Genomic DNA, 19718 nt, shown 5'->3' with positions numbered 1-19718 from the left:
GTGGGGGGAAGTTATGGATGTTAATCCTGTTTTGCAAACCATAATGGAAATGGCCGGATTAAGACTGGCTGTGAAGAGAGACTCCGAGGTAATTGCAGAGGTTTCCGGACTGAAAAATCAAGACCCCTATACCGGACGCAGGTATATAGCTTTGTATCCGGGCGCAGATATTGCGGCTGGTGATATCCTGACGGATCTCAAGTCGCAGGAAACGTTTTTGGTTGCTGCTGCAGAGCACGAATATGTTGACGGTGAATGGTTTCAGGATCGAGCCTATTATGACAATGGAGAAGAAACCTCTTGCTGCACTGAAGCGCTGTTTACTGAACTCGAGCAGGAAAACAGGCTTAGTGATTATCTGGATTATCTGAGCGGCTTGATAAAAATCAAGGCCTCCGGGTCATCGACGGAGTATGAGTCTTTACTGGCCAGGTTAAAAGAAATCTTATCGGCTAAAGCAATCAAGCCGGGAAGCCTCTCTGACTTTCAAGGGCTGCTGGAAGAGAACGGATGGCTGGCCAACGCGATTGGCGTTATCCTGACCAGTTGGATCAGCCGCAATTAGCATTAAGGGTGCCTGCAGTTTGGTATGCAGGCACCCTTAGAAGTTTGGTGGGAAACTTCCCTAGGAAGGTGTAGCCGCAATATGGATTAAAAGAGATAAAGGCGAGGGAAAGCGATGGAACCTCAGTCCCCTACCCCTAACCATTATTAATCCACAACATCGGCTTTACCACAGCAGAAGGCCGGGCTTTTAAGGAATATTGCGGCTACGACTTCCGCTCTCTCCACAAACGTTTATCCGAACACTAGAAATACTATCCGGGTTGGGGGAGCATCTACCACTCCGGGGGCAGTTTTTTAAGCTGGGCCAGGGTGAAAACCGGGCCGTCCAGACAGATATACTCGCTGCCCACGTTGCAGCGTCCGCACTTGCCGATGCCGCATTTCATCCGCATTTCCAGGGTACTTATGACCTGTTCATCGGTGTATCCCATCTTCTCCAGAGACTGCAGTACGAACTTTATCATTATCGGCGGTCCGCAGACAACTGCTATTGTGCCCTCTGGTGAGGGATTTATTTCTTCCAGGTAGGCCGGGACAAATCCTACATGACCGTCCCAGGCTGCTTCCGGGTTGTCAATGGTGGTATAGACTTCAGTATCTTTTTCCCGGGGCCATTTTTCAAAGAGCTCATCTTTAAAACAAAGATCGGCATAGCTGCGGCTGCCATATATTATCTGAATTTTGCCATAGTCCGCACGGTGTTTAAAGCAGTACTTGATAAAGGAACGCAAAGGAGCCAGCCCGATACCGCCGGCAATAAACAGCATATCCTTGCCTTTGCAGTCCTCTACCGGGAATCCGTTGCCGTATGGTCCTCTGACCCCCAGTTTCTGCCCCACTTCTATCCGATGTAATTCATCGGTCATCAAGCCCACTCTTTTTATGGCAAATTGCAGGTACTCCTGTTCTTCCTGCCAGGAAACGGAGTACATACCTTCACCTACCGGCAAGAGGGACACCATCCCCAACTGACCCGGCATAACATCAAAGGGTACTCCCCCGTCAACACTGCGTACAAAGAAACTCTTGACATCCGGGGTTTCGTCTTTAATGTCTATAACTTCCACAATTCCCGGAACCAGCGGGTTCTCACAGTTACACTTATGCTCCGGCACTGGTATCCGCCTCCTTAATCCGCTTTATAATCTGGGCTATATTTATCCCGGCCGGACAGGCCACTATGCATCTGCCGCAACCGGTGCAAAGGGGTTTGCCATATCTCTCCTTAAAAAACTCCAGCTTGTGCAGAAAGCGGTTACGGAAGCGTTCCCGGGTATCACTACGGGGATTGTGACCACCAGCCATCTGCGTATATTCGCCATACATACAGGAATCGTAGCAACGGAAGCGATAGCCTTCATCTCCCCACGATTTTACCTGAACATCGAAACAATAGCAGGAGGGGCAGACATAGGTACAAATACCACAGGTCTGACAGGTCTGGGAAAGGTCATCCCATATCGAATCTTCGAACATGTCTTTAAGTTTTTCGGCTACCCCCCCATAATCCACCTGGTGCTTAAAAGCCTGCATCGGCGGTGCTGCAGCCTCTTTATTTTCCAGCAGGGAACTCAGGGCCGCAGTCAGTTTATCACCTTTTTCGGTCTTGCTTTCCCAGATGTAGGCATCCCCGCTATCCCTGAGAATCACATCCGCATTAGCCGGTTCAATCGGATCAATGCCCATGGCATCGCAGAAGCAATTATCTCCCGGCTGGTAACAGGCATGGGCTATTATAGCGGTATTTTCCCGGCGGGCTGCATAAAGGCTGTCTACATAACCCATGGTTAAAAACACATCATCAAAACAGCCGATAGCCGCCGCGTCACAGGAACGGATGCCAAAAATAATGCTGGGTTCACGGTTTTCAAAGCTTTCCTTTATTTCCACTCCCTGACCATTGCCGATAAAACTGTAAATCCTCTCGGTCTGAGGGAATACTATCCCTTTCGGAGGAAGCATAACATTTAAAGCATCCAGCATCAGCTGGTCGCTCCCGGCCTGATAGCTCTTCCAGGGATAATAGCCGCTCTCCTCTCCCCGGGCCAGGGGGACAAACAGCTCAGCCTGCCGGCTTAATAAATCAAGGGCAGCATTTAGTTTTGATTTGCTTAATATCTGCATATCTTCACCCCCTATAGGAAATTATCCGGGTCGTTTTCCTGATAGCTGCTAAGGGGTGGTTTAGCCCCCTCAGTATAAGCCATACCCGCTTCATAAGGCCCGAAGAAAGTGTTTACATCTTTGATCAGCTTCTGGTTTATGAGCATAAGAGGGATGTTTACCGGGCAGACCCGTTCACATTCGCCACACTCAACACAGCGTCCGGCCATATGGGAGGCCCGCACCAGGTGGTACATAAAATTGTCGCTGATACTGGTTTCCCGTCCTACCCACTGGGGCTTCATCTCATCAAATATACAGGTGCGGCAGTTGCAGGCTACACAGGCCTGACGGCAGGCGTAGCAGCGAATGCAGCGGGAAAATATGTCTTCAAAGAAGCGATAGCGCTCATCGACAGACATGTTTTCTATATCCTGTACCTGCTGGAAACGCCCCTCCTGCACCCGTGGGGTCTCTTTCTCGCCAATCAATTCATCATAGATAACCGGGTTGGGCTCAATGCAGTTAACGCATTTTGCAGCCAGCCCGGAATCAGCTGCAACAGGGAAGAATCCCGATTTGTTTTTGACCGCCTGCAGCGGGTCTTTCATTCCCGGGCAGGGGACTCCTACTATATACAGGCGTTCTCTCTGGAATTGACCGTCTTGCAATAATCTAATGATTCCGCGGGAATCGCAGCCCTTGGCTACAATTCCTATCTTCTCGTTTCCATCCCGGTATTTTAACAGGGTATTGGCCAGGTTATGAATCGAATACTCGTTAAATACCAGCTTTTCGACATCTTCCACCCGGCGGGCGATAAAGGGACGGGTCTGGTGTTCCTCCGGACCTTTTTCCCAACCCAGAAACATTTGCACCTGACCATTTTCCAAAAGCCGGGCAGCAATTTCTCTTATTTTTAAGGTTATATCTGTCATCTTGCATCCCTCAGCTTTCCGTTAGGTCCCAGCGACTTGACGTCGGCCACCAATTTTTCCATGGTCTGCTGAAACTTAATGCCTTCAGCCCCAGATATCCAGGCAGTCTGGTATCTTTCCGGCTCCACCCCGATATATTCCAACATACTCTTCATTATCGTGTGGCGGCGGCGGTTATAGTAATTGCCACTACCATAGTGGCATTCACCCGGGTGTCACCCCGATAAAAGCACTCCGTCTGCCCCCCGGTTGAAGGCCCGCAGTACAAACATGGGATCCATGCGTCCGGAGCACGGTGTACGGATAATCCTGACATCGGCCGGATATTCCAGATGGTTCAGACCGGCCAGGTCAGCCGCCGCATAGGTACACCAGTTACAGGCAAAAACGATTATCCTGGGCTCCCAGCCAGTTTTGCTGTCTATAGACATAAAGCATCCACCTCCGCTACCAGTTGTTCGTCGGTAAAACCTTTGGTATTCAGGGCTGCACTGCGGCAGGCGGGAACACAGGCTCCACATCCCTGGCAAAGGCTGCTGTTGATTTGCGCTACATTACGTTTGATGGGACCATGATGCCCTCTCTCCTGAATCTCACCCAGGGTGATGGCATTGTAAGGGCATATGGGAACGCATAGCCCGCAGCCCGAACATTTATTGGTGTCGACTTCGGAAACCATCGGCTCCGTGGCCAATTCGGTTTTAGCCAAAAGCCCCATCACTTTCGCTGCAGCCGCACTGGCCTGAGCCACTGAATCCGGAATATCCTTGGGTCCCTGGCAGGCTCCGGCCAGAAATACGCCGGCGGCAAATGTTTCTACCGGCTGCAGTTTGGGATGGGCTTCCTGATAAAAGCCATCCTTGTCGATGGAAAAGCCTATCGTCCTGGCCAGTTCGCCCGAACCCATGGAAGGCACCATGGCAGTCGCTAAAACCACCATATCAGCTTCCACTTCAATGGGCCGGCCTATAAGGCTGTCTTCAGCTTTTAAAACCAACCGGTCCCCGCGGGGATAAATCTTGCTTACCCGGCCTCTAATATATCTGGCTCCGGCATTAAGGGAGCGCTGGTAAAATTCTTCGTAGTTCTTGCCGGCAGTGCGCACGTCCATATAGAATACATAGGCTTCGCTATCGGCAATTTTATCCTTTACCTGATAGGCATGTTTGGCCGTGTACATGCAGCAGGCCCGGGAGCAATAGCTCTTGCCCTTGGTGTCATCCCGCGAGCCCACGCACTTGATAAAGGCAACGCTTTTAGGTTCCCTGCCATCTGAAGGCCTCTTTATCTTGCCTCCGGTAGGACCACCGGCGCTTACCAGGCGTTCAAAGTGCAGACTGCTGACTACATCCGGGTATTTGCCATAACCGTACTCCCCGTAGGCCTCTTCCCAGTTAAACAGGTCATAACCGGTAGCCATAACTATGGCTCCTGCCTCCCGGGTTATATACTCATCCTGGTCATCAAACTTGATGGCCTGGGTTGGACATACCTTCTCACAGACCCCGCACTTGCCTTTGGTCAGCTTGGTACAATGTTCGGCATCTATATAGGGTTTGCCCGGAACTGCCTGGGGGTAGACCTTGTGAATCGCGGTTCTTAAACCCAGACCCAGGTCAAACTCATCCTTGATTTTCTTGGTGGGACATTTCTCCATACAGGTACCGCATCCGGTACAGGCATCCCAGTCAACGTATTTCGCCTTTTTCTTGATGGTTATATTAAAATTGCCGATATATCCGGTAACTTTGGTTACCTCGGCATAGGTTATAAGTTCAATGTTAGGGTGCTGCGCCACAGCAACCATCTTGGGGGTGCCTATTCAGGCGGCGCAGTCCATGGTAGGAAAGGTTTTGTCAATCTGGGTCATTTTGCCCCCGATACTGGCTTCCCTTTCCACCAGTATTACCGGATGCCCGGCTTCGGCAATGTCCAAGGCCGCTTGCATTCCGGAAATACCGCCTCCCACTACCAGTGCCTTCCGGGTAACCGGAATTGTAGAAATCTGCAGCGGTTTATTGCGCAAAACCTTGTTAACTGACATTCTGACCAGGTCAATAGCCTTTCGCGTGGCCTCTTCCCGGTCATGATGAACCCAGGAATCCTGTTCTCTGATATTGACCATCTCGAAAAGGTAGGGGTTTATCCCGCCTGCCTCCACCGCTTTACGAAAAGTCTTTTCATGCATACGCGGTGAACAGGACGCAACTACAACCTGGGACAGCCCCTGCTCTTCAATCGATTTTCTGATTAACTCCTGTCCCGGGTCCGAGCACATATATTTATAGGTGGTGGCAAATACAACCCCGGGCAGCTTTAAAGCTTCCTCTGCCACCCGAACGGTGTCTACCACGGAAGCTATGTTGGTGCCGCACTCACATACGAAAACACCCACCCGTTTGCTCATCTTCTCTCCCTCCTTAAATCACTGGATTAACACAGACTCTATGATCGTTCTCAAACTGTATCAAAATTTTATCTATAGTAAGGGGTGAGGGGATAACGCCTATCCTCCTATGAGCCTGCTTTTTCTCTCTTTTTAAGCTCACCGGTGACAAAAGCATCGGCGGCTTTGCCGGCTTTATCCTTATCGGTAATCATAAGCTCGGCCAGACGGGCTATCTTTTTCTCATCCCCGGTTATTATCTCCGCCAGTATTTTAGCCCTTTCCTCGCCTTCAATCAGACGGGCGGCCATCTTGTCAGGGCTCTTGTTGAAGGCCTTGATCATGGCATCTATCTTTTTCTGCAGCGCTTCGGCATCTTCATTACCAGCAGCATCAGCAGTTTTATCTTCACTTCCTGCTTTTTCGGCTTTTTTCGGGGCTGCCGCTTCCATCGCCGCCGCCCGGGCCGGAAGTGAAGCCAGATAGCCCTTTGCCTCCACAAAGTGCTTGCCTATGCCTATTTCGTCCGGGCTGGCTCCGCCGGCCAAAGCTACCAGTTCGGTTACGTAATATACCGGCAGGCCCAGCTTTTCGCCAGCTGCCTTTTCTGCTCCCGCCTGGCGCATATCAAGATTAAGCATACAAAGAGGGCAGGCCGTAACCAGGCAATCAGCCCCGGCATCTCTGGCATTACTTATCACATCATAAATCATTTTGGCCCCAATTTCCGGCCTGGAGGTAGCGAGGGCTGCACCACAGCACTCGACTTTGAAGGGCCAGTCCACCGTCTCTGCCCCCAGTGCTTGCACAATCCGGTCCATGCTCCGGGGGTCTTCCGGGTCATCAAATCCGGTATGCTCCACCGGTCTAACCAGTAAACAGCCGTAATAGCAGGCCGCTTTCATTCCCTTCAAAGGATTTTTAACCATGGCTTTTATTTTATCTGCCCCCACCTTGCCATCCAGCCATTCCAGAACGGAAACAGTAGAGGTTTGGGCGGCAAAATCCATATCTATTACTTCTTTAATCTGCTCCCGTACCGCTTCATCCTTACGTGCTATCAATTCGGTGCTGTGCAAACGGTTATAGCAGGCGGCACAGGGAGCAAGAATCATGTCCATGCCGTTTTGCTCGGCAATGGCAAGATTCCTGGCCGGCAGAGCCAGGGACAACAGTTTATTGGTATTATGGGCAGATGTGGCCCCGCAGCAATTCCAATCTTTAAGTTCCTTCAGTTCCGTTTCCAAAAGCAGGGCGGTTTTTTTCGTGGAAAGATCATATTCTATAGCGCTGCCCTCCGAGGAACAACCAGGATAGTAGGCTAGTTTCATTCTTGCTCACCCCTCATCTTTTCAGCCCGTTCAAATATCTTCTTTACCTGTTCCCGGCCCTTTATTTTAGCGGGCAAGAGGTGAACCTTGCCCCGACTCATCATAGGCAAACCCAGTTGGGCATCCTTGAAAGGCTGCATGGTTTTCAGGTTATGCTTTAAGAGCAGCCCGGCCTCAAATGTTCTCCCGAAATTTCTAACTCCACCCAGAAAGGCTTCATTAAATATGGCTACTTTTTTATCACTAATTTTCCCTTGCGCCAAGGCTTCCCGCCTCAAGGTGTCCATTAGAGAAGCTATATCAACCCCTCTGGGGCAACGGGCGGAACAGGTATCGCAACTGGCGCAAATCCATATGCTCTCAGCATTCAGGGCCTCATCAGTCAAGTTGAGCTGCAATAACCTGATAACCTGCCGGGGGGTATAATCCATAGCGAACCCCACCGGACAACCAGCAGAACACTTGCCGCACTGGTAGCACAAATTAATGCTGGTTCCGGCTTCCTGTTCTATCCTGCTCAGCAGGGCGCGATCTTTTCCTTGAGGAGGTACCAGTTTTACAGTAGTCCCCATAAGCTTCACTCCTTTCCTAAAAATGCCTTGCGATAAGCTGGCGCATGCTAAAGCAGGCTTTTCACAAGACATGAACCCCATCTTCTAATCTAAACTTAGTAGCGCTACTTTTACAACCGTATTTAGCAGGATATTAAGGGATTTTATGTATACCCCCTATATATAATTGCAGCTTAAACTGTTTATACTGCCCAAATTGCTTTATTCTGGCAAATTCGCGCTTTTTCGATATCGATATTTAATTATAATACATATAAGCCGCCTATTTATGTTAAATCTTTGTTAATATTTCAGTCTCTGCATGCTGCAGAAGGCAATGAATATGCATTTCCGGGCTTTCCCTGCCACCTGCCGGCTCATGCCAGTCTTGCCAATAGAAGGGCAAAGATGTCTATTGTTCTAGGACGATATCCCTAATCTGTGGTAGAATTTACCCAGGCTGTCTGTTATTCTAATTTATAATTACTATTGGCGCTGGCAGGTTCCAAGGATGTTTAATTCTCATATTTTAAACGTTACTGTGATTATAGCAGTTTTTGGAATATGTGGTTGTCTTATAATTTTTTCCTGGGTAAGCTGGGCGTATCTATGTGCCATCCGGGAGCTAAAGCAGCATTTCCTGGCGGTACGCCAGGAATATGCTGCTGCAGTAGAAAACATAGAAGACGTGGTAATTTCGTTGGCTCGAGCTATTGATGCCAAGGATCGCTATACCGAAGGCCATACCGAACGGGTTAGTCAATATGCATTGTTTCTGGGAGAAAGGATGGGTATGAATGAAAAGCAATTAAAAAATCTGCGGATTGGAGCATTGATTCATGATATAGGAAAAATCGGAATTGACCAAAATGTACTCAACAAAACCAGTCCCTTAACCCCTGGCGAGAGGCAACAGATTGAATCCCATCCTATTCTGGGGGCTGATATTTGCCATCCGCTTAATTCGCTGCATGATGCCATGCTCATCATCCGTAATCATCATGAGAAAATGGACGGATCCGGGTATCCCGACGGGCTCAAGGGAGATGAGATACCGCTGGAGGTAAGAATAGTAACTATAGTAGACATCTTTGATGCATTGACTACAGATCGGTCTTATCGGTCAGCTTTGAGCATAAATGAGGCCCTCAGTATCATCAGGCAAGAGGCTGATGAGGGGAAACTCGATCCGGTGCTGGTAAGGGAGTTTGAAATTGTGCTGCAGGATATGTTCTCAATGGTGAAGGATGCCTGAAAGCGCCAAAACCTCTAGCTCCCTTCCCCCGCCGGGCTGATGGCAAATTCGTGTAAATGAAGCCTTATGACTAGGTAAGTCAGGATCATAATAGCGGTTCCAAGCAAATAGGGACTAAAGATGCTAAGCTCATATAAACCACCGCCCACTACCGGCCCAATTATCCTGCCCAGACTCCCAAAAGACTGCATTAATCCCAGAGACGTACCTTGACCCTGGTCATTATACTGAGTTGCCAGGGTTGAAGAACTAGGCCCAATTAATGATACACCAATATTATAGATAGCTGCAGCGAGTAATAAAGACACCATATCAAAGGCAAAAAGAATCAGGCTTAGGCCGGCAGCAGACAGCAACAGCCCTGCTTTTATGAGACTCATATCCCCAAATCGCTTTACCAGCCTACCAATCAGACTTCCTTGGACTATCACCCCGATTGCCCCCAGTATAGTAAAGAGCAGCCCTATCTCTTTAGGTCCGAAAGCCGCTCGATGAGCAGCAAAGAGAACAAAGGTAGCTTCAAACATAGCGGCACTAAAATTAAGTATCAAAGCCAGCGCAAAAAGTGGAAACAACGGGCTGGCAATCACGCGGGAAGATAAGGCTGCGCTTGCATCGGCCACTGCATTTATACCTGTCCTGCTAAGTGTTTCAGGAAGATACCTGTAGGCAAAAGGCCAGGTAACCAGAGCCAACCCTCCCGCAATAAAAAACGGCATAGAAAGGCCCTGTTGCCCCAGCCCCCCGCCCAGAGCAGGTCCAAAAATCAATCCCAGTCCCATAGCCGCACTCATGAGACCAATACCCTGCGATCTCTCATCCTCGCTGGTGGTATCCGCTACGTAGGCCATAGCCGCAGGCAGAGTAGCTGATGAAATAGCACCGGAAAGAATCCTTACCGCAAACAGCATCCATAGTTCGCTGACCAGGCCAAATAGGACAAAGGTAATACCATATCCCGACAACCCGATCAGTATTACCGGCCGCCGGCCTATGCGGTCTGATAAACGACCCCAAAAGGGAGCAAGCAGAAAATGCATCAAGGAATAGGTAGCCATGAACAGACCCAGAATACTTGCATTTCCTCCCAACTCAACAAGGAAGAACGGCATTATGGGAATGATGATGCCAAAGCCAACCATAACCAGAAATAAGATAAAAAAAAGAATAGCTATTGACCGAAGATTGTTTTGCACTTTTATTGCCCTTCCTGATGATACCTGTGAAGTTATTGTTTGCGCTTTAATAGATTCTTATTTACAGGAAGAACCAAGGATTACTCCCGGGATGCAGACTCCCGGTTTAAAGGCCGCTTTTGAGCCAGTTCTTCGAGGGTGACGAATCGATAACCTTGTTTGGAGAGGTTTTCGATTATCAAGCGGGTAGCCTCCACATCTTTCCAGCGTAAATCCGTCCGGCCATCGTGAATAAGAACAATCTCGCCAGGATGAGCATGCTTAATCACCCGGGCCGCCATTAATTCCGGGGTAGGTGCATCATGGTGGTCAGCCGATATGCTCCACAGCACCACCGTATAGCCCTGTTTATGCAGCATTTTGATTATTTTCTGGTTCAGAATGCCTCGCGGGGGACGAAAAAGGCAAGCGTTCTGGTTGGCTAAACGTTCTATGCTCTGCTGGCATCGGGCTACTTCTTTTTTTATGCTTTCCGGGGATTCTGCTCGTAAATTTTTAGGGTGAGTATAGGTATGGTTGGCAATAAGATGGCCCCGGCCGGAAACTTCCTCTACTATCTCGGGATACTCCTCCATGCGGCTGCCAATCATAAAAAACGTGGCTTTGGCCTGATATTGATCCAGGATATCCAGAATCTGGGGGGTATAGATGGGATGGGGACCATCATCGAAGGTAAGGGCGACTATTTTGTCCCGGGTAAACAGTTCGTAGACTACACCGCTGTAGGCAACCCCGAAATCCGGTATAAAAAAAGGTATAACCAGCGGCAACAGCAAAAGCAGCAATATGATTTTAATCAAAAAACTTCCATTCTTACCCGGTCTCACAGGAATCCCCTTTCGCCAGCAACGAATAGGCCGTATACTAATCTATACTTTAATTGCATTTATATATTTCACAATTTAATATTTGCTTGATTTTTCCAGTATAGCCGCTATGAATTTGTCCATAATATGATTAGAGTCAAGCGATACCATTTTGTTAAAGTTCTAAGTCCTTCAAACTGAAGATAAATCTTAGTACTATTTTAACAAAGCTTCCGTAAGGAGTATCGCTGGCTTGATAAAAATCCGCTGGTTAATTTTTCTCACATAGTTGTCGGTCGATCCGATTTTCTAATGATTGAGAAAGAACCAGCGGATTATTTTATGGTGCAATAATGGCCTCAACCTTCGCCGCTGCTCAATCGACTCTCTCATCAAACCCGTTTGCGGCCGCAGCTTCCCGGAATGTCATGAGTCATCCCGATATCATACTGAAAATTACTTAAAAAGTAATGATACGCCGTCATGATAAAAGGCAAAGCGAGAAGCAAGTAGTAGTAGAGGGGCCATCCCCGCCAAGCGATGCCTGGCAGGAGTGAAAGCACAGGCATTAAGGGGGTATACCAGAACAGCATAACGAAGAAGGCGTAGTTGCTTAGATCACAAACAGTGGTATGGCTTATGATAAATAAAAACAACAAAATGCCCGGTCCCTGCCAGGCCAGTATAACCGCTCGCCTGCTGCCGGAGGCATATGGTTCCAATTTACGGGCTTCGATGCCTACGACCAGCAAGTAGAGAAAGGCGAGCAGGATGTCCCAGGGCGGATAATAGGTACTCAAGCCTACCGCCAGGAAAGCGCAAATATGAATAAAATATAAGCGTAAAATAGCCTTCGCAATCTTCATTAAACACTTCTTTCCCGTATTACCTCAACCAAATCGCTCTTATAAAAAAGATCGGGAGCGACCCAGAAATCGTTTCCCGGATCAAAGTCAAGCCCCTGCTCAAAATAGGCTTTCCACATAATTTTAGTGCAGTTCCAGTACCTTTCCCCATTTTTAAATGCCAGAGGATAAAACATGGCTCCCTGCTGCTTACCGGCATAATCGACAGCCCTCTTTTTTACCGCAGCATCAGCCTTTACCCGTAAAAGGCACACTTCACTGTATTGCCGGTAGTGGCTGACGGGTTGAACATTGACCCCAAGGTCGCCATAACTCTCCATAACTTCCCCCTTGCCCAGATAAATGCCGACGTGGGAAAAGCGCCCATAGGCACAGCCTGGATAAGCTCCCAGGATTAAATCCCCGGGTTCCAGCCCCGCAAACGAGATATCATTGCCGTAATAGCTGTTAAATCCGTAGCCGATGTGACCCTGGCGGGCACTTTTAACATAGACGTACATTACCGCTTTATCGTCTCGAAATATATGCTGGTTGCTCAAGGCTATCAGGCTAAAGAATATCAAGGCCAGAAAAGGAAATATTACCAGGTTAAAATGCTTCCCTCTCACAAAAAATCCTTTCATAGCGTCACCACCAGAACCAGATTCCATATATTCAGCATAGCGGCGACCGGCCAGCGGACGCAGCCGTTTCTCCAAGGGATGGCATCAGGCTGGCAATAATCATCACCGCCCCATACTACCATTTCCTATCTACCCCCAGCTTCCCCCTATAGACCACTTTTACCGATATTTTTAGCATATCATACTTTTTAAAATTCAATGTATGTTAACCTCACCCAATATCACCATTCCTCCAAAGCGTTCCTCCCGGGCTTTTTAAAGCTGTCTTGCCCACGGCCTCTGCTGCTTTAGTCAGCTTACCCGGGCCAAAAACGAGCAATACTACCATCAGAATAACAGCCAGCTCCCGGCGACCCAAGCTTCCTATAAAAGTAAACATAGCAGATTTTTTCCTCGATTATCTTTTCATTTCTTATGTGCCTGATATTTCCACCGCTAAGATTTTAACACACAAAAGTATTATTTATGCATTGCACAGCATAGCTGTGCAAGCCGGGCAATAGAAAGTTGACTCCGAAAAAAGTGAACAGGACCAGCAGGTACCCTGTCATTACCACCAGGCAGGCATATCTCCCCTGCCAGTTCTGTTTTTTATAAAGATGCAAATACAGAGCATATATGATCCAGGTAATGAGTGCCCAGGTTTCCTTGGGGTCCCAGGTCCAGTAGCTGCCCCAGACCTGCTCCGCCCAAACGGCTCCAGATACGATGGACAGGGAAAGCAGGGCAAAGGCGGCGGCAATGATCCGGTAGATAGGATCGGGCATTAGACCGGCATCGGCCTGGAAAAGCTTCTTTGCCGCCAGACCGGCTGCCAGGGTAAAACCGGCATAGGCCAAAGCGGCGGTTAAAACATGTATGGAAAGCCAGGGGCTTTTCAGAGCGGGCATTAGAGGACTTGTCTCCATCAACTGCCCTTTCATGACCATAAGTACGATAAGCATAAAAAGGGCCGCTATGAACATTACATATCCACCTACCCCTTTTAGCTGACGGCGCGTTTCCAGACATAGATATAACCCCACCGTTATCCAGGTAAAACTCAGCAAAAACTCACTGCCGTTGCTTAATGGCAGCCTTCCCGTCAGGATGCCCCGCAGGACTAACAACAACAGGTTTGAAAAGCATCCTGTACCTGCCAGTATCCAGGCCAATCTTAAAACCGGCCGTTTTCCTGCTGCCTCTCCCCAGAAATAGAGACCTGCCGCCAGCGCATATAGGATAGCTACCCAATAAATTGTTGCTTTGATCAGCGTTATCACCATTTTCACCACCACTAAACTTTTATTCGCATGTTCCGACCAAGCTTTATGCAGTATGTTATTTTATGAATAGGCCGCCTTTCTGTTCAGCACTGCTGCTATCCAGGCCATCGTTACCCCCATGGTTAACAGCACCCCCCCGCATAAAACCAGCGGCAGTCCCGGATCTGACTTGAGCTTCAGGACCGTGTAGGGTTCGACTCCGGTAAAAACGACCTCATGCCCGGCATCCAGCCTGACTTTTTCCCCTGCTTTGACTGCGCCGATTCCCTGAAGCTGCTCACCCTTATAAACGGAGAAAATAAGATGGGGATTATTAGGCCTCATGCTCCTGGAGGTCATTCCCTGCCGGGGATCGAAATCAGGCAGATAACGATAAGCCTTCAAGGCCTGACGGCTGTCGGGAAACGTTATCCGGTCGCCTTCCCGGCACAGCCTTTCGGTTTGCTTTTCCCCGGCCAGGACGAGTTGAACTTTGATGAAATATCCGTAACTCATCTGGTAGACTTTCACTCCCTGATAACGCAATGGATGGTTGACACTGATAACCGCTTTCTGCTCGGCTTGGTGATTTTTTAAAATGGTAAGATATGAATAGTACTGCGCAGTGGAGCCATCTTCGTTATACCGCATCTCAAAATCATCCAACTGCAGCACAAAAGGCTTCTTGGCTTTTATTTCCCGGATATCGGCGCTTTGACCCTTGACCAGATGGATCTCGCCGGTTTGCCCCCAATACATGCAAACAGCTCCTCCGGCAATAATCAAGACCACACCCAGATGCAGCCCGGTCAGACCGGTCTGCATCAGCAACTGCCGAGCCGGGAGACGACGGGCATAAGCTTTCGGAAGCCCCCTGATCTGTCGGGAGGTACATAGCAGCAGGTTGAAAAAAAGCAAGCCCAGCAGGATTTTAAAGATAATCGTCTTATAAAACGTATCCGGCAGGAATGCACTGCCCAAGGCTGCAGCCAGGCCAACCAGGACCAGCAGAACCAACCCGGTTTGCATAGCAGCCAGAAACCCCATCATCTTTTTCATGATTCTTCCGCCTGCTGTCATTCTAATCACTCCCTACCTGGCCCAGCTGTCATCCAATTCCAGCGTCCAGTCGAAAAAATGACATTGTGCACACATGACTTTAGATTCCTGATGCATGCTGTGACACAAATTACATTCCTGTTGGCCATTATGCGAATCATGGGGATTGGATTCTTCAAAATCGGTTTTCGCTTGAATCGCAGTAAAATCATCATGACAATCCAAGCAAAGCTGCTTGGGAAACTCACGTTTTTCCAAAGGTGTCTGATAGTTGCCGGTGATGTACTTAACCCCCTCTTCCATCTGGGTGGAAATAGAAGGTGTGTGACAATCATGACAGTTCACATCCGCATCGGCATGTTTCTTAGCCAGAAGGCTGCTGTCCTGCCAGGAATCATAATAGGGTTTCATGATATGACAGCTGTTGCAAAAAGAAGGCCGGTCACTGATCTTTACCATCCATATGCCCCCTCCTGCTCCAACCGCAACCACTACCAGGGCAGCTATCATCAGTACCTTTTTATTAAAAAACCTGGCTCGAAACCCCTTGGATTTCCTATCGTTACCTCCCATGACGGTTCCCTCCTGTCCTAAACTTGAATGATTGCTCTTCTCATAACAAATCGTTGTTTATGCAGTATATAACTCCGCTCGCCCTGTTGCCTATGGAGATTCCTCCAAACAAATTCAGGAAAAGATACAATGACGCTATTAAATCAGGGATGATAAGCTGAATTATGCAAACATCTGCACAGCGTCGACCGTATAAGGTTCATTAGCAGGCTATAAGTATGCATGGTTAGGCATCCAAGCAAACCAGATTTTAATGTTAGAGGAGGCTTTATTATGAGTAATGAAGGGACAGAGCGAAGCGGTATCAATCGCAGAGACTTCATTAAAGGCACTGCCATCAGTGCCGTAGGCGTCGCCTCGGTTAGTCTCCTGGCCGGTTGCGGGCAGGATGACGTCAATCCTGCCGGCAACGGTACGCCATCAGGAACAGCCCAGGCCAGCTATGAGGCAGCCCCTGAACCCATTCCGGAAAAGAAGATTAAAAGCACCGTAACCGTTGATGTAGTTGTAGTTGGCGGGGGAACCGGGGGGATGTTTGCCGCCATCGCCGCTGCCGAAGCCGGAGCTAAGACCATCCTGCTGGAAAAAGGCCCGGTTGCCGCAGCCGGACCGGCCTGGATGGCGGCCGTTAACAGCAGTTTGCAGAAAAAACTGGGGGTCAAAATCGACCGGGATGAACTGGTAGCCGAGATCTGTCGCTATGGGGGACATCTGGTTGATCAGCGGCTGGTTAACCTGTGGGCCGACAAGAGCGGCGAGGTTATGGATTGGTTTATCCCTATCGTGGAAACCGGAGGGCTGCAGGTGATGGTGGAAACCGACATGAAAGAAGGCTCCTACAAGAGTTATCCGGTGGCTCATATAGCCGTCGCACCCGACCAGGAGGCCAACAGTTTTCCCACCGGAGGAATCGGCTCGGTCTATTACCTGCCTATTCTGGTGAAAAAAGCCCAGGAGCTGGGTGTTGAGATCCGCTATGAGACGCCCCTGGTTCAGCTGATTCGAGAGGAAAGAGGCCGGGTAAGCGGCGCCGTCGCCCAAAATTCCAAGGGTGAATATATCCGTTTCAATGCTTTAAAAGGGGTTATTCTGTGTACCGGAGGTTATGCCCGGGATGCGAAAATGGTTGAGGAACTATGTCCCGAAGCCCTGTCCACTAGTATGAGTGTATGCCCGTTGACCAATATCGGCGACGGTATAAAAGCAGCCCTCTGGGTCGGCGCCGCGATGGATCCCACCCATGCCATGATGGTTTTTGACCGGGGAGTCGTTATTGAGGGTAAAAAACTCGGTCCGCCCTGGGAAGGCGGTTATCTGCAGTTAGGCAGTCAGCCTTTCCTGCGCGTCAATCTGCGGGGAGAACGTTTCTGTAATGAAGATTTGCCCTATGATTACGCCTGGGATGCGGCTTTGCTGGAACCAGGCAAGGTATGGTGGGAAATCTGGGACAACAACTGGAAAGCCGACGTGGCCCGCTTCCATACCACCATCTGCTCCCGCATTGTCCCCGGCCCGGGTGCACCTCCCCGAGGCGGCCTGGAACTGCAGGAAAAAGAGATCAATAAACTGGTGAAGATGGGCCTAGTCAAAAAAGCCGACACCATTGAAGGCCTAGCCCAGCAGATGAAGGTACCGGCAGCAGCCTTCAAGGCTACGGTGGGAAGATATAACCAACTCTGTAAACAGGGAAAAGACAGCGATTTCGGCAAGATGCCCTCCCGTTTATCAACGCTGGAGCAAGCACCTTTTTATGCGGCTAACTTGGCCGGCATGCTGATCTGCAATCTGAATGGATTAAGAATCAACACCCAACTGCAGGTACTGGATACTGATTTGCAACCCATTCCGGGACTTTACGCAGCCGGCAACGACAGCGGCTCCTTCTTTGCATTGAACTATCCCGAGATGGTGGGAGGCCTGGCTCTTGGCCGGACAGCAACGTTTGGTCGGCTGGCCGGACAAAATGCCGCCGGCAAAAAAGCTTAACATTCCCCCTTTACAATAATCCTTCAGCATGAGAGTAAGAACGGCATTAAAGTTCTTACTCTTTTATTTATTTATTTCAACTCCGGATCTTACTTGCTCCGGCAGTTCATATGCTTTAATCTTGCGGTACAGGGTAGACCGGCTCATCCCCAACCGCGCAGCCGCTTCGCTGATATTATGATCGGTTTTGAGCAGCGTTTGCATAATGGTGATCTTCTCCATTTCCTTCAAAGACAGTTCCGGGCTCCGGGGATTGCCGGGAACGGTTTCCCATCGCGAACCCGACTGGGCAGAGTTGGAAGCAGCCATTTTTCCCCTGACCTCTTCCGGCAAGTCCGCTGCGTTTATAATTCCGTCCCTGGCCATAGCCACGGCGTAGAGCATGGCATTTTTCAATTGTCGTACATTGCCGGGCCAGCGGTATTGCAATAAGGAGTAAATCGCCGCATCACTTAGCACCGGAACCGGGACCTGCTGATCGCGGGCCATGGTTTCAACAAAAGATTTAGCCAGGCTTATCACATCCAAGCCCCTTTCCCGCAAAGCCGGGAGTTGGAGCGTAAATACCGCCAAACGGTAGTATAGGTCCTGGCGAAATTGCTTCTTATCTACCAAATCAGCCAGCTTTTTGTTGCTTACCGTAATTAACCGGAAATCAACCGGAATATAGCGGCTGCCGCCAACCCGCATAACCGTTTTTTCTTCCAGCACGCGTAATAGCACGGCTTGCAATTCCAGGGGCATATCCCCGATTTCATCCAAAAACAACGTACCTTTGTGGGCCAGTTCTATTTTTCCGGGCCGTCCTCGCCTTTCAGCCCCGGTAAAGGCCCCCCCTTCATAACCGAAAAGCTCACTCTCAATGAGGCTTTTGGGAATCGCCGCACAATTTACGGCGATAAAGGGTTGATGGGGACGGCTGACGTTGTGAACGGCCTGAGCCAGAACCTCTTTGCCGGTTCCGCTTTCCCCCTGAATGAGAATATTGGCATCCAGCCGGGCAAACCTCTGGGCCCTGTCGATTAACCTGAGCATGGGCTCAGAATAACCGATCATCGTATCAAAGGTGAATCTGGTTGCAAGTCCGGCTGGACTGAGCAGTTTTCCGGATCGATCACCGGGCTTGATGCTTAACACGCAGCCATAGATCTTTCCGTAAGGATCCTTCACCGGATGGATGGAACGCAGGTGCAGGGGTTGATCACAGCCGTCGATTCTTACCTCTCGATCAAGGACCGGCCGGCCGGTCTCCAATACCGATTTAACCAGGACTTGATCAGCAAAAATATTTTCTGTTTGGTCCGGACTCAATACCTGCCCCAGCGATTGCAGCAGTTTTTGCGCAGCCATATTCGACTTGGTAACGATTCCCTTCCGGTCAATAGTCAATACGGCATCTTCTGCAGCCTCCAGGGTAACGCTGAGCAATTCGCTGTTCAAGGATAGCTGATACTGGTTTTGAATGGCCCAGGCCGTAGAAACCGTTAACCCCAATGAGTGAACATTTTGATGATGCAGATAAGGACTGATGATGGTCAAACTGCCGGCCAGATGACCGCCGGCATCAAAGATGGGGGCTGAAGAACAGGCGGTCTGGTTAAGGCTCAGCGTATTTATATCCGGAGCCAATAATTGATCTGTATGATTGCCCAGTAAAAGCCCCAGCACATACGAACAGGTCTCCAGGTACATCTCGGGGCCGCATAATTGAATGGGTCTTCCCAGCAGAAGGCTCAGCACATGGGAGCAGGTTCCCACCGATTCTTCCGTCCACACTGCTCCCGGAGTAAGTTGAAACCGTTCTTTGACCTGCTCCAGAACCTTCTGATTTCCGGTAACCACCCGCAGAATAATGCCCTTATCATCGGTCAGGAAAACCAGGTAATTGCTGTCCATGTTCTGCAGTTGATGGATATACGGATCAGCCGCCTTTATAAAATAATCTTTTTCCCGCAGCAGCTCTGCAAAATCAGCTTCATCGAGTATATTACAGTGGTTATACGAAAAAGGGTCCAAGCCGTAATTATAGGATCTGATCCAGGAGGCAACGATCTCTGGACGTACCAGATCCACCTGGGCCGGGCTGATGCGCTGACGAATCAGATCCGCCTTTTGCTTTTTGATGCGTTCCATCAGAATAACTTCGTTATGGTTCGGATTCCGCGAAATGATATTATCTCGAATAGGACTTAGCATCTGCTCCAGAGACCACATGATTATCTCTCCTTTGAAGG

20 protein-coding genes are annotated in these 19718 nt (G+C 49.3%); 3 read left to right on the top strand and 17 right to left on the bottom strand.

The window, feature by feature from the left end; all coding sequences use genetic code 11:
* Nucleotides 1–13: 13 nt before the first annotated feature.
* Nucleotides 14–565, top strand: a complete 552-nt coding sequence (locus ACU70B_RS04475; RefSeq protein ID WP_447185146.1) for a hypothetical protein — start codon at nucleotides 14–16, stop codon at nucleotides 563–565.
* A gap of 274 nt (nucleotides 566–839) precedes the next feature.
* On the opposite strand, the gene ACU70B_RS04470 is transcribed toward ACU70B_RS04475, so the two are convergent.
* The 7 genes from ACU70B_RS04470 to ACU70B_RS04440 all read right to left on the bottom strand — a co-directional run bounded on the left by ACU70B_RS04470 (nucleotide 840) and on the right by ACU70B_RS04440 (nucleotide 7897).
* Nucleotides 840–1682 (bottom strand): FAD/NAD(P)-binding protein, encoded by an 843-nt coding sequence (locus ACU70B_RS04470; RefSeq protein WP_447185145.1) that lies wholly within the window; start codon nucleotides 1680–1682, stop codon nucleotides 840–842.
* Nucleotides 1669–2691 carry a 4Fe-4S dicluster domain-containing protein gene (locus ACU70B_RS04465; protein WP_447185144.1) on the bottom strand — a complete coding sequence of 341 codons (1023 nt, stop codon included), beginning with the start codon at nucleotides 2689–2691 and terminating at the stop codon, nucleotides 1669–1671. Before ACU70B_RS04465 ends, ACU70B_RS04470 begins: the two co-directional genes overlap by 14 nt.
* Before the next feature lie 11 nt (nucleotides 2692–2702).
* The gene (locus tag ACU70B_RS04460) at nucleotides 2703–3608 is read right to left on the bottom strand and encodes a 4Fe-4S dicluster domain-containing protein (protein ID WP_447185143.1); all 906 of its coding nucleotides are present in this window, start codon (nucleotides 3606–3608) and stop codon (nucleotides 2703–2705) included.
* Complete coding sequence (locus tag ACU70B_RS04455; protein ID WP_447185142.1) at nucleotides 3605–4039, bottom strand: hydrogenase iron-sulfur subunit; 435 nt, start codon at nucleotides 4037–4039, stop codon at nucleotides 3605–3607. The genes ACU70B_RS04460 and ACU70B_RS04455 overlap by 4 nt, the downstream gene beginning before the upstream one ends.
* Entirely contained in the window at nucleotides 4030–6015 is a 1986-nt protein-coding gene (locus tag ACU70B_RS04450) for a 4Fe-4S binding protein (RefSeq protein WP_447185141.1), read from the bottom strand. The genes ACU70B_RS04455 and ACU70B_RS04450 overlap by 10 nt, the downstream gene beginning before the upstream one ends.
* Nucleotides 6016–6122: 107 nt before the next feature.
* Complete coding sequence (locus tag ACU70B_RS04445; protein WP_447185140.1) at nucleotides 6123–7325, bottom strand: CoB--CoM heterodisulfide reductase iron-sulfur subunit B family protein; 1203 nt, start codon at nucleotides 7323–7325, stop codon at nucleotides 6123–6125.
* Nucleotides 7322–7897, bottom strand: coding sequence for a 4Fe-4S dicluster domain-containing protein (locus ACU70B_RS04440; protein WP_447185139.1), 576 nt, complete (start codon nucleotides 7895–7897; stop codon nucleotides 7322–7324). The genes ACU70B_RS04445 and ACU70B_RS04440 overlap by 4 nt, the downstream gene beginning before the upstream one ends.
* A gap of 490 nt (nucleotides 7898–8387) precedes the next feature.
* Between ACU70B_RS04440 and ACU70B_RS04435 the strand changes: the two genes are divergently transcribed.
* Nucleotides 8388–9131, top strand: a complete 744-nt coding sequence (locus tag ACU70B_RS04435; RefSeq protein ID WP_447185138.1) for an HD-GYP domain-containing protein — start codon at nucleotides 8388–8390, stop codon at nucleotides 9129–9131.
* A 14-nt stretch (nucleotides 9132–9145) separates the two neighbouring features.
* On the opposite strand, the gene ACU70B_RS04430 is transcribed toward ACU70B_RS04435, so the two are convergent.
* The 9 genes from ACU70B_RS04430 to ACU70B_RS04390 all read right to left on the bottom strand — a co-directional run bounded on the left by ACU70B_RS04430 (nucleotide 9146) and on the right by ACU70B_RS04390 (nucleotide 15498).
* Nucleotides 9146–10363 carry an MFS transporter gene (locus ACU70B_RS04430; protein ID WP_447185705.1) on the bottom strand — a complete coding sequence of 406 codons (1218 nt, stop codon included), beginning with the start codon at nucleotides 10361–10363 and terminating at the stop codon, nucleotides 9146–9148.
* A 44-nt stretch (nucleotides 10364–10407) separates the two neighbouring features.
* Nucleotides 10408–11154 carry a polysaccharide deacetylase family protein gene (locus tag ACU70B_RS04425; protein ID WP_447185137.1) on the bottom strand — a complete coding sequence of 249 codons (747 nt, stop codon included), beginning with the start codon at nucleotides 11152–11154 and terminating at the stop codon, nucleotides 10408–10410.
* A 371-nt stretch (nucleotides 11155–11525) separates the two neighbouring features.
* A complete protein-coding gene (locus ACU70B_RS04420) occupies nucleotides 11526–11999 on the bottom strand; it encodes a hypothetical protein (RefSeq protein WP_447185136.1) in 474 nt (157 codons plus the stop codon).
* The gene (locus ACU70B_RS04415) at nucleotides 11999–12622 is read right to left on the bottom strand and encodes a YiiX/YebB-like N1pC/P60 family cysteine hydrolase (RefSeq protein ID WP_447185135.1); all 624 of its coding nucleotides are present in this window, start codon (nucleotides 12620–12622) and stop codon (nucleotides 11999–12001) included. Before ACU70B_RS04415 ends, ACU70B_RS04420 begins: the two co-directional genes overlap by 1 nt.
* Nucleotides 12619–12744, bottom strand: coding sequence for a hypothetical protein (locus ACU70B_RS04410; protein WP_447185134.1), 126 nt, complete (start codon nucleotides 12742–12744; stop codon nucleotides 12619–12621). The genes ACU70B_RS04415 and ACU70B_RS04410 overlap by 4 nt, the downstream gene beginning before the upstream one ends.
* A gap of 89 nt (nucleotides 12745–12833) precedes the next feature.
* Complete coding sequence (locus ACU70B_RS04405; RefSeq protein ID WP_447185133.1) at nucleotides 12834–13001, bottom strand: twin-arginine translocase TatA/TatE family subunit; 168 nt, start codon at nucleotides 12999–13001, stop codon at nucleotides 12834–12836.
* Nucleotides 13002–13065: 64 nt separating this feature from the next.
* Nucleotides 13066–13887: a cytochrome c biogenesis protein CcsA gene (ccsA, locus tag ACU70B_RS04400; RefSeq protein ID WP_447185132.1), complete on the bottom strand. Its 822-nt coding sequence runs from the start codon at nucleotides 13885–13887 to the stop codon at nucleotides 13066–13068.
* A gap of 60 nt (nucleotides 13888–13947) precedes the next feature.
* Nucleotides 13948–14925, bottom strand: a complete 978-nt coding sequence (locus tag ACU70B_RS04395; protein ID WP_447185131.1) for a cytochrome c biogenesis ResB family protein — start codon at nucleotides 14923–14925, stop codon at nucleotides 13948–13950.
* Between the two features lie 33 nt (nucleotides 14926–14958).
* The gene (locus ACU70B_RS04390) at nucleotides 14959–15498 is read right to left on the bottom strand and encodes a cytochrome c3 family protein (protein WP_447185130.1); all 540 of its coding nucleotides are present in this window, start codon (nucleotides 15496–15498) and stop codon (nucleotides 14959–14961) included.
* Between the two features lie 273 nt (nucleotides 15499–15771).
* Here ACU70B_RS04390 and ACU70B_RS04385 point away from each other — a divergent pair, with 273 nt between their 5' ends.
* On the top strand, nucleotides 15772–17484 hold the full coding sequence (locus ACU70B_RS04385) for an FAD-dependent oxidoreductase (RefSeq protein ID WP_447185129.1): 1713 nt from the start codon (nucleotides 15772–15774) through the stop codon (nucleotides 17482–17484).
* Between the two features lie 63 nt (nucleotides 17485–17547).
* On the opposite strand, the gene ACU70B_RS04380 is transcribed toward ACU70B_RS04385, so the two are convergent.
* Entirely contained in the window at nucleotides 17548–19698 is a 2151-nt protein-coding gene (locus ACU70B_RS04380) for a sigma-54-dependent Fis family transcriptional regulator (RefSeq protein ID WP_447185128.1), read from the bottom strand.
* Nucleotides 19699–19718: the final 20 nt, after the last annotated feature.

Source organism: Syntrophomonas curvata, from assembly GCF_052976825.1.
Note: the sequence above shows the minus strand (reverse complement) of the source record. Positions and strands in the feature narration are given on the sequence as shown.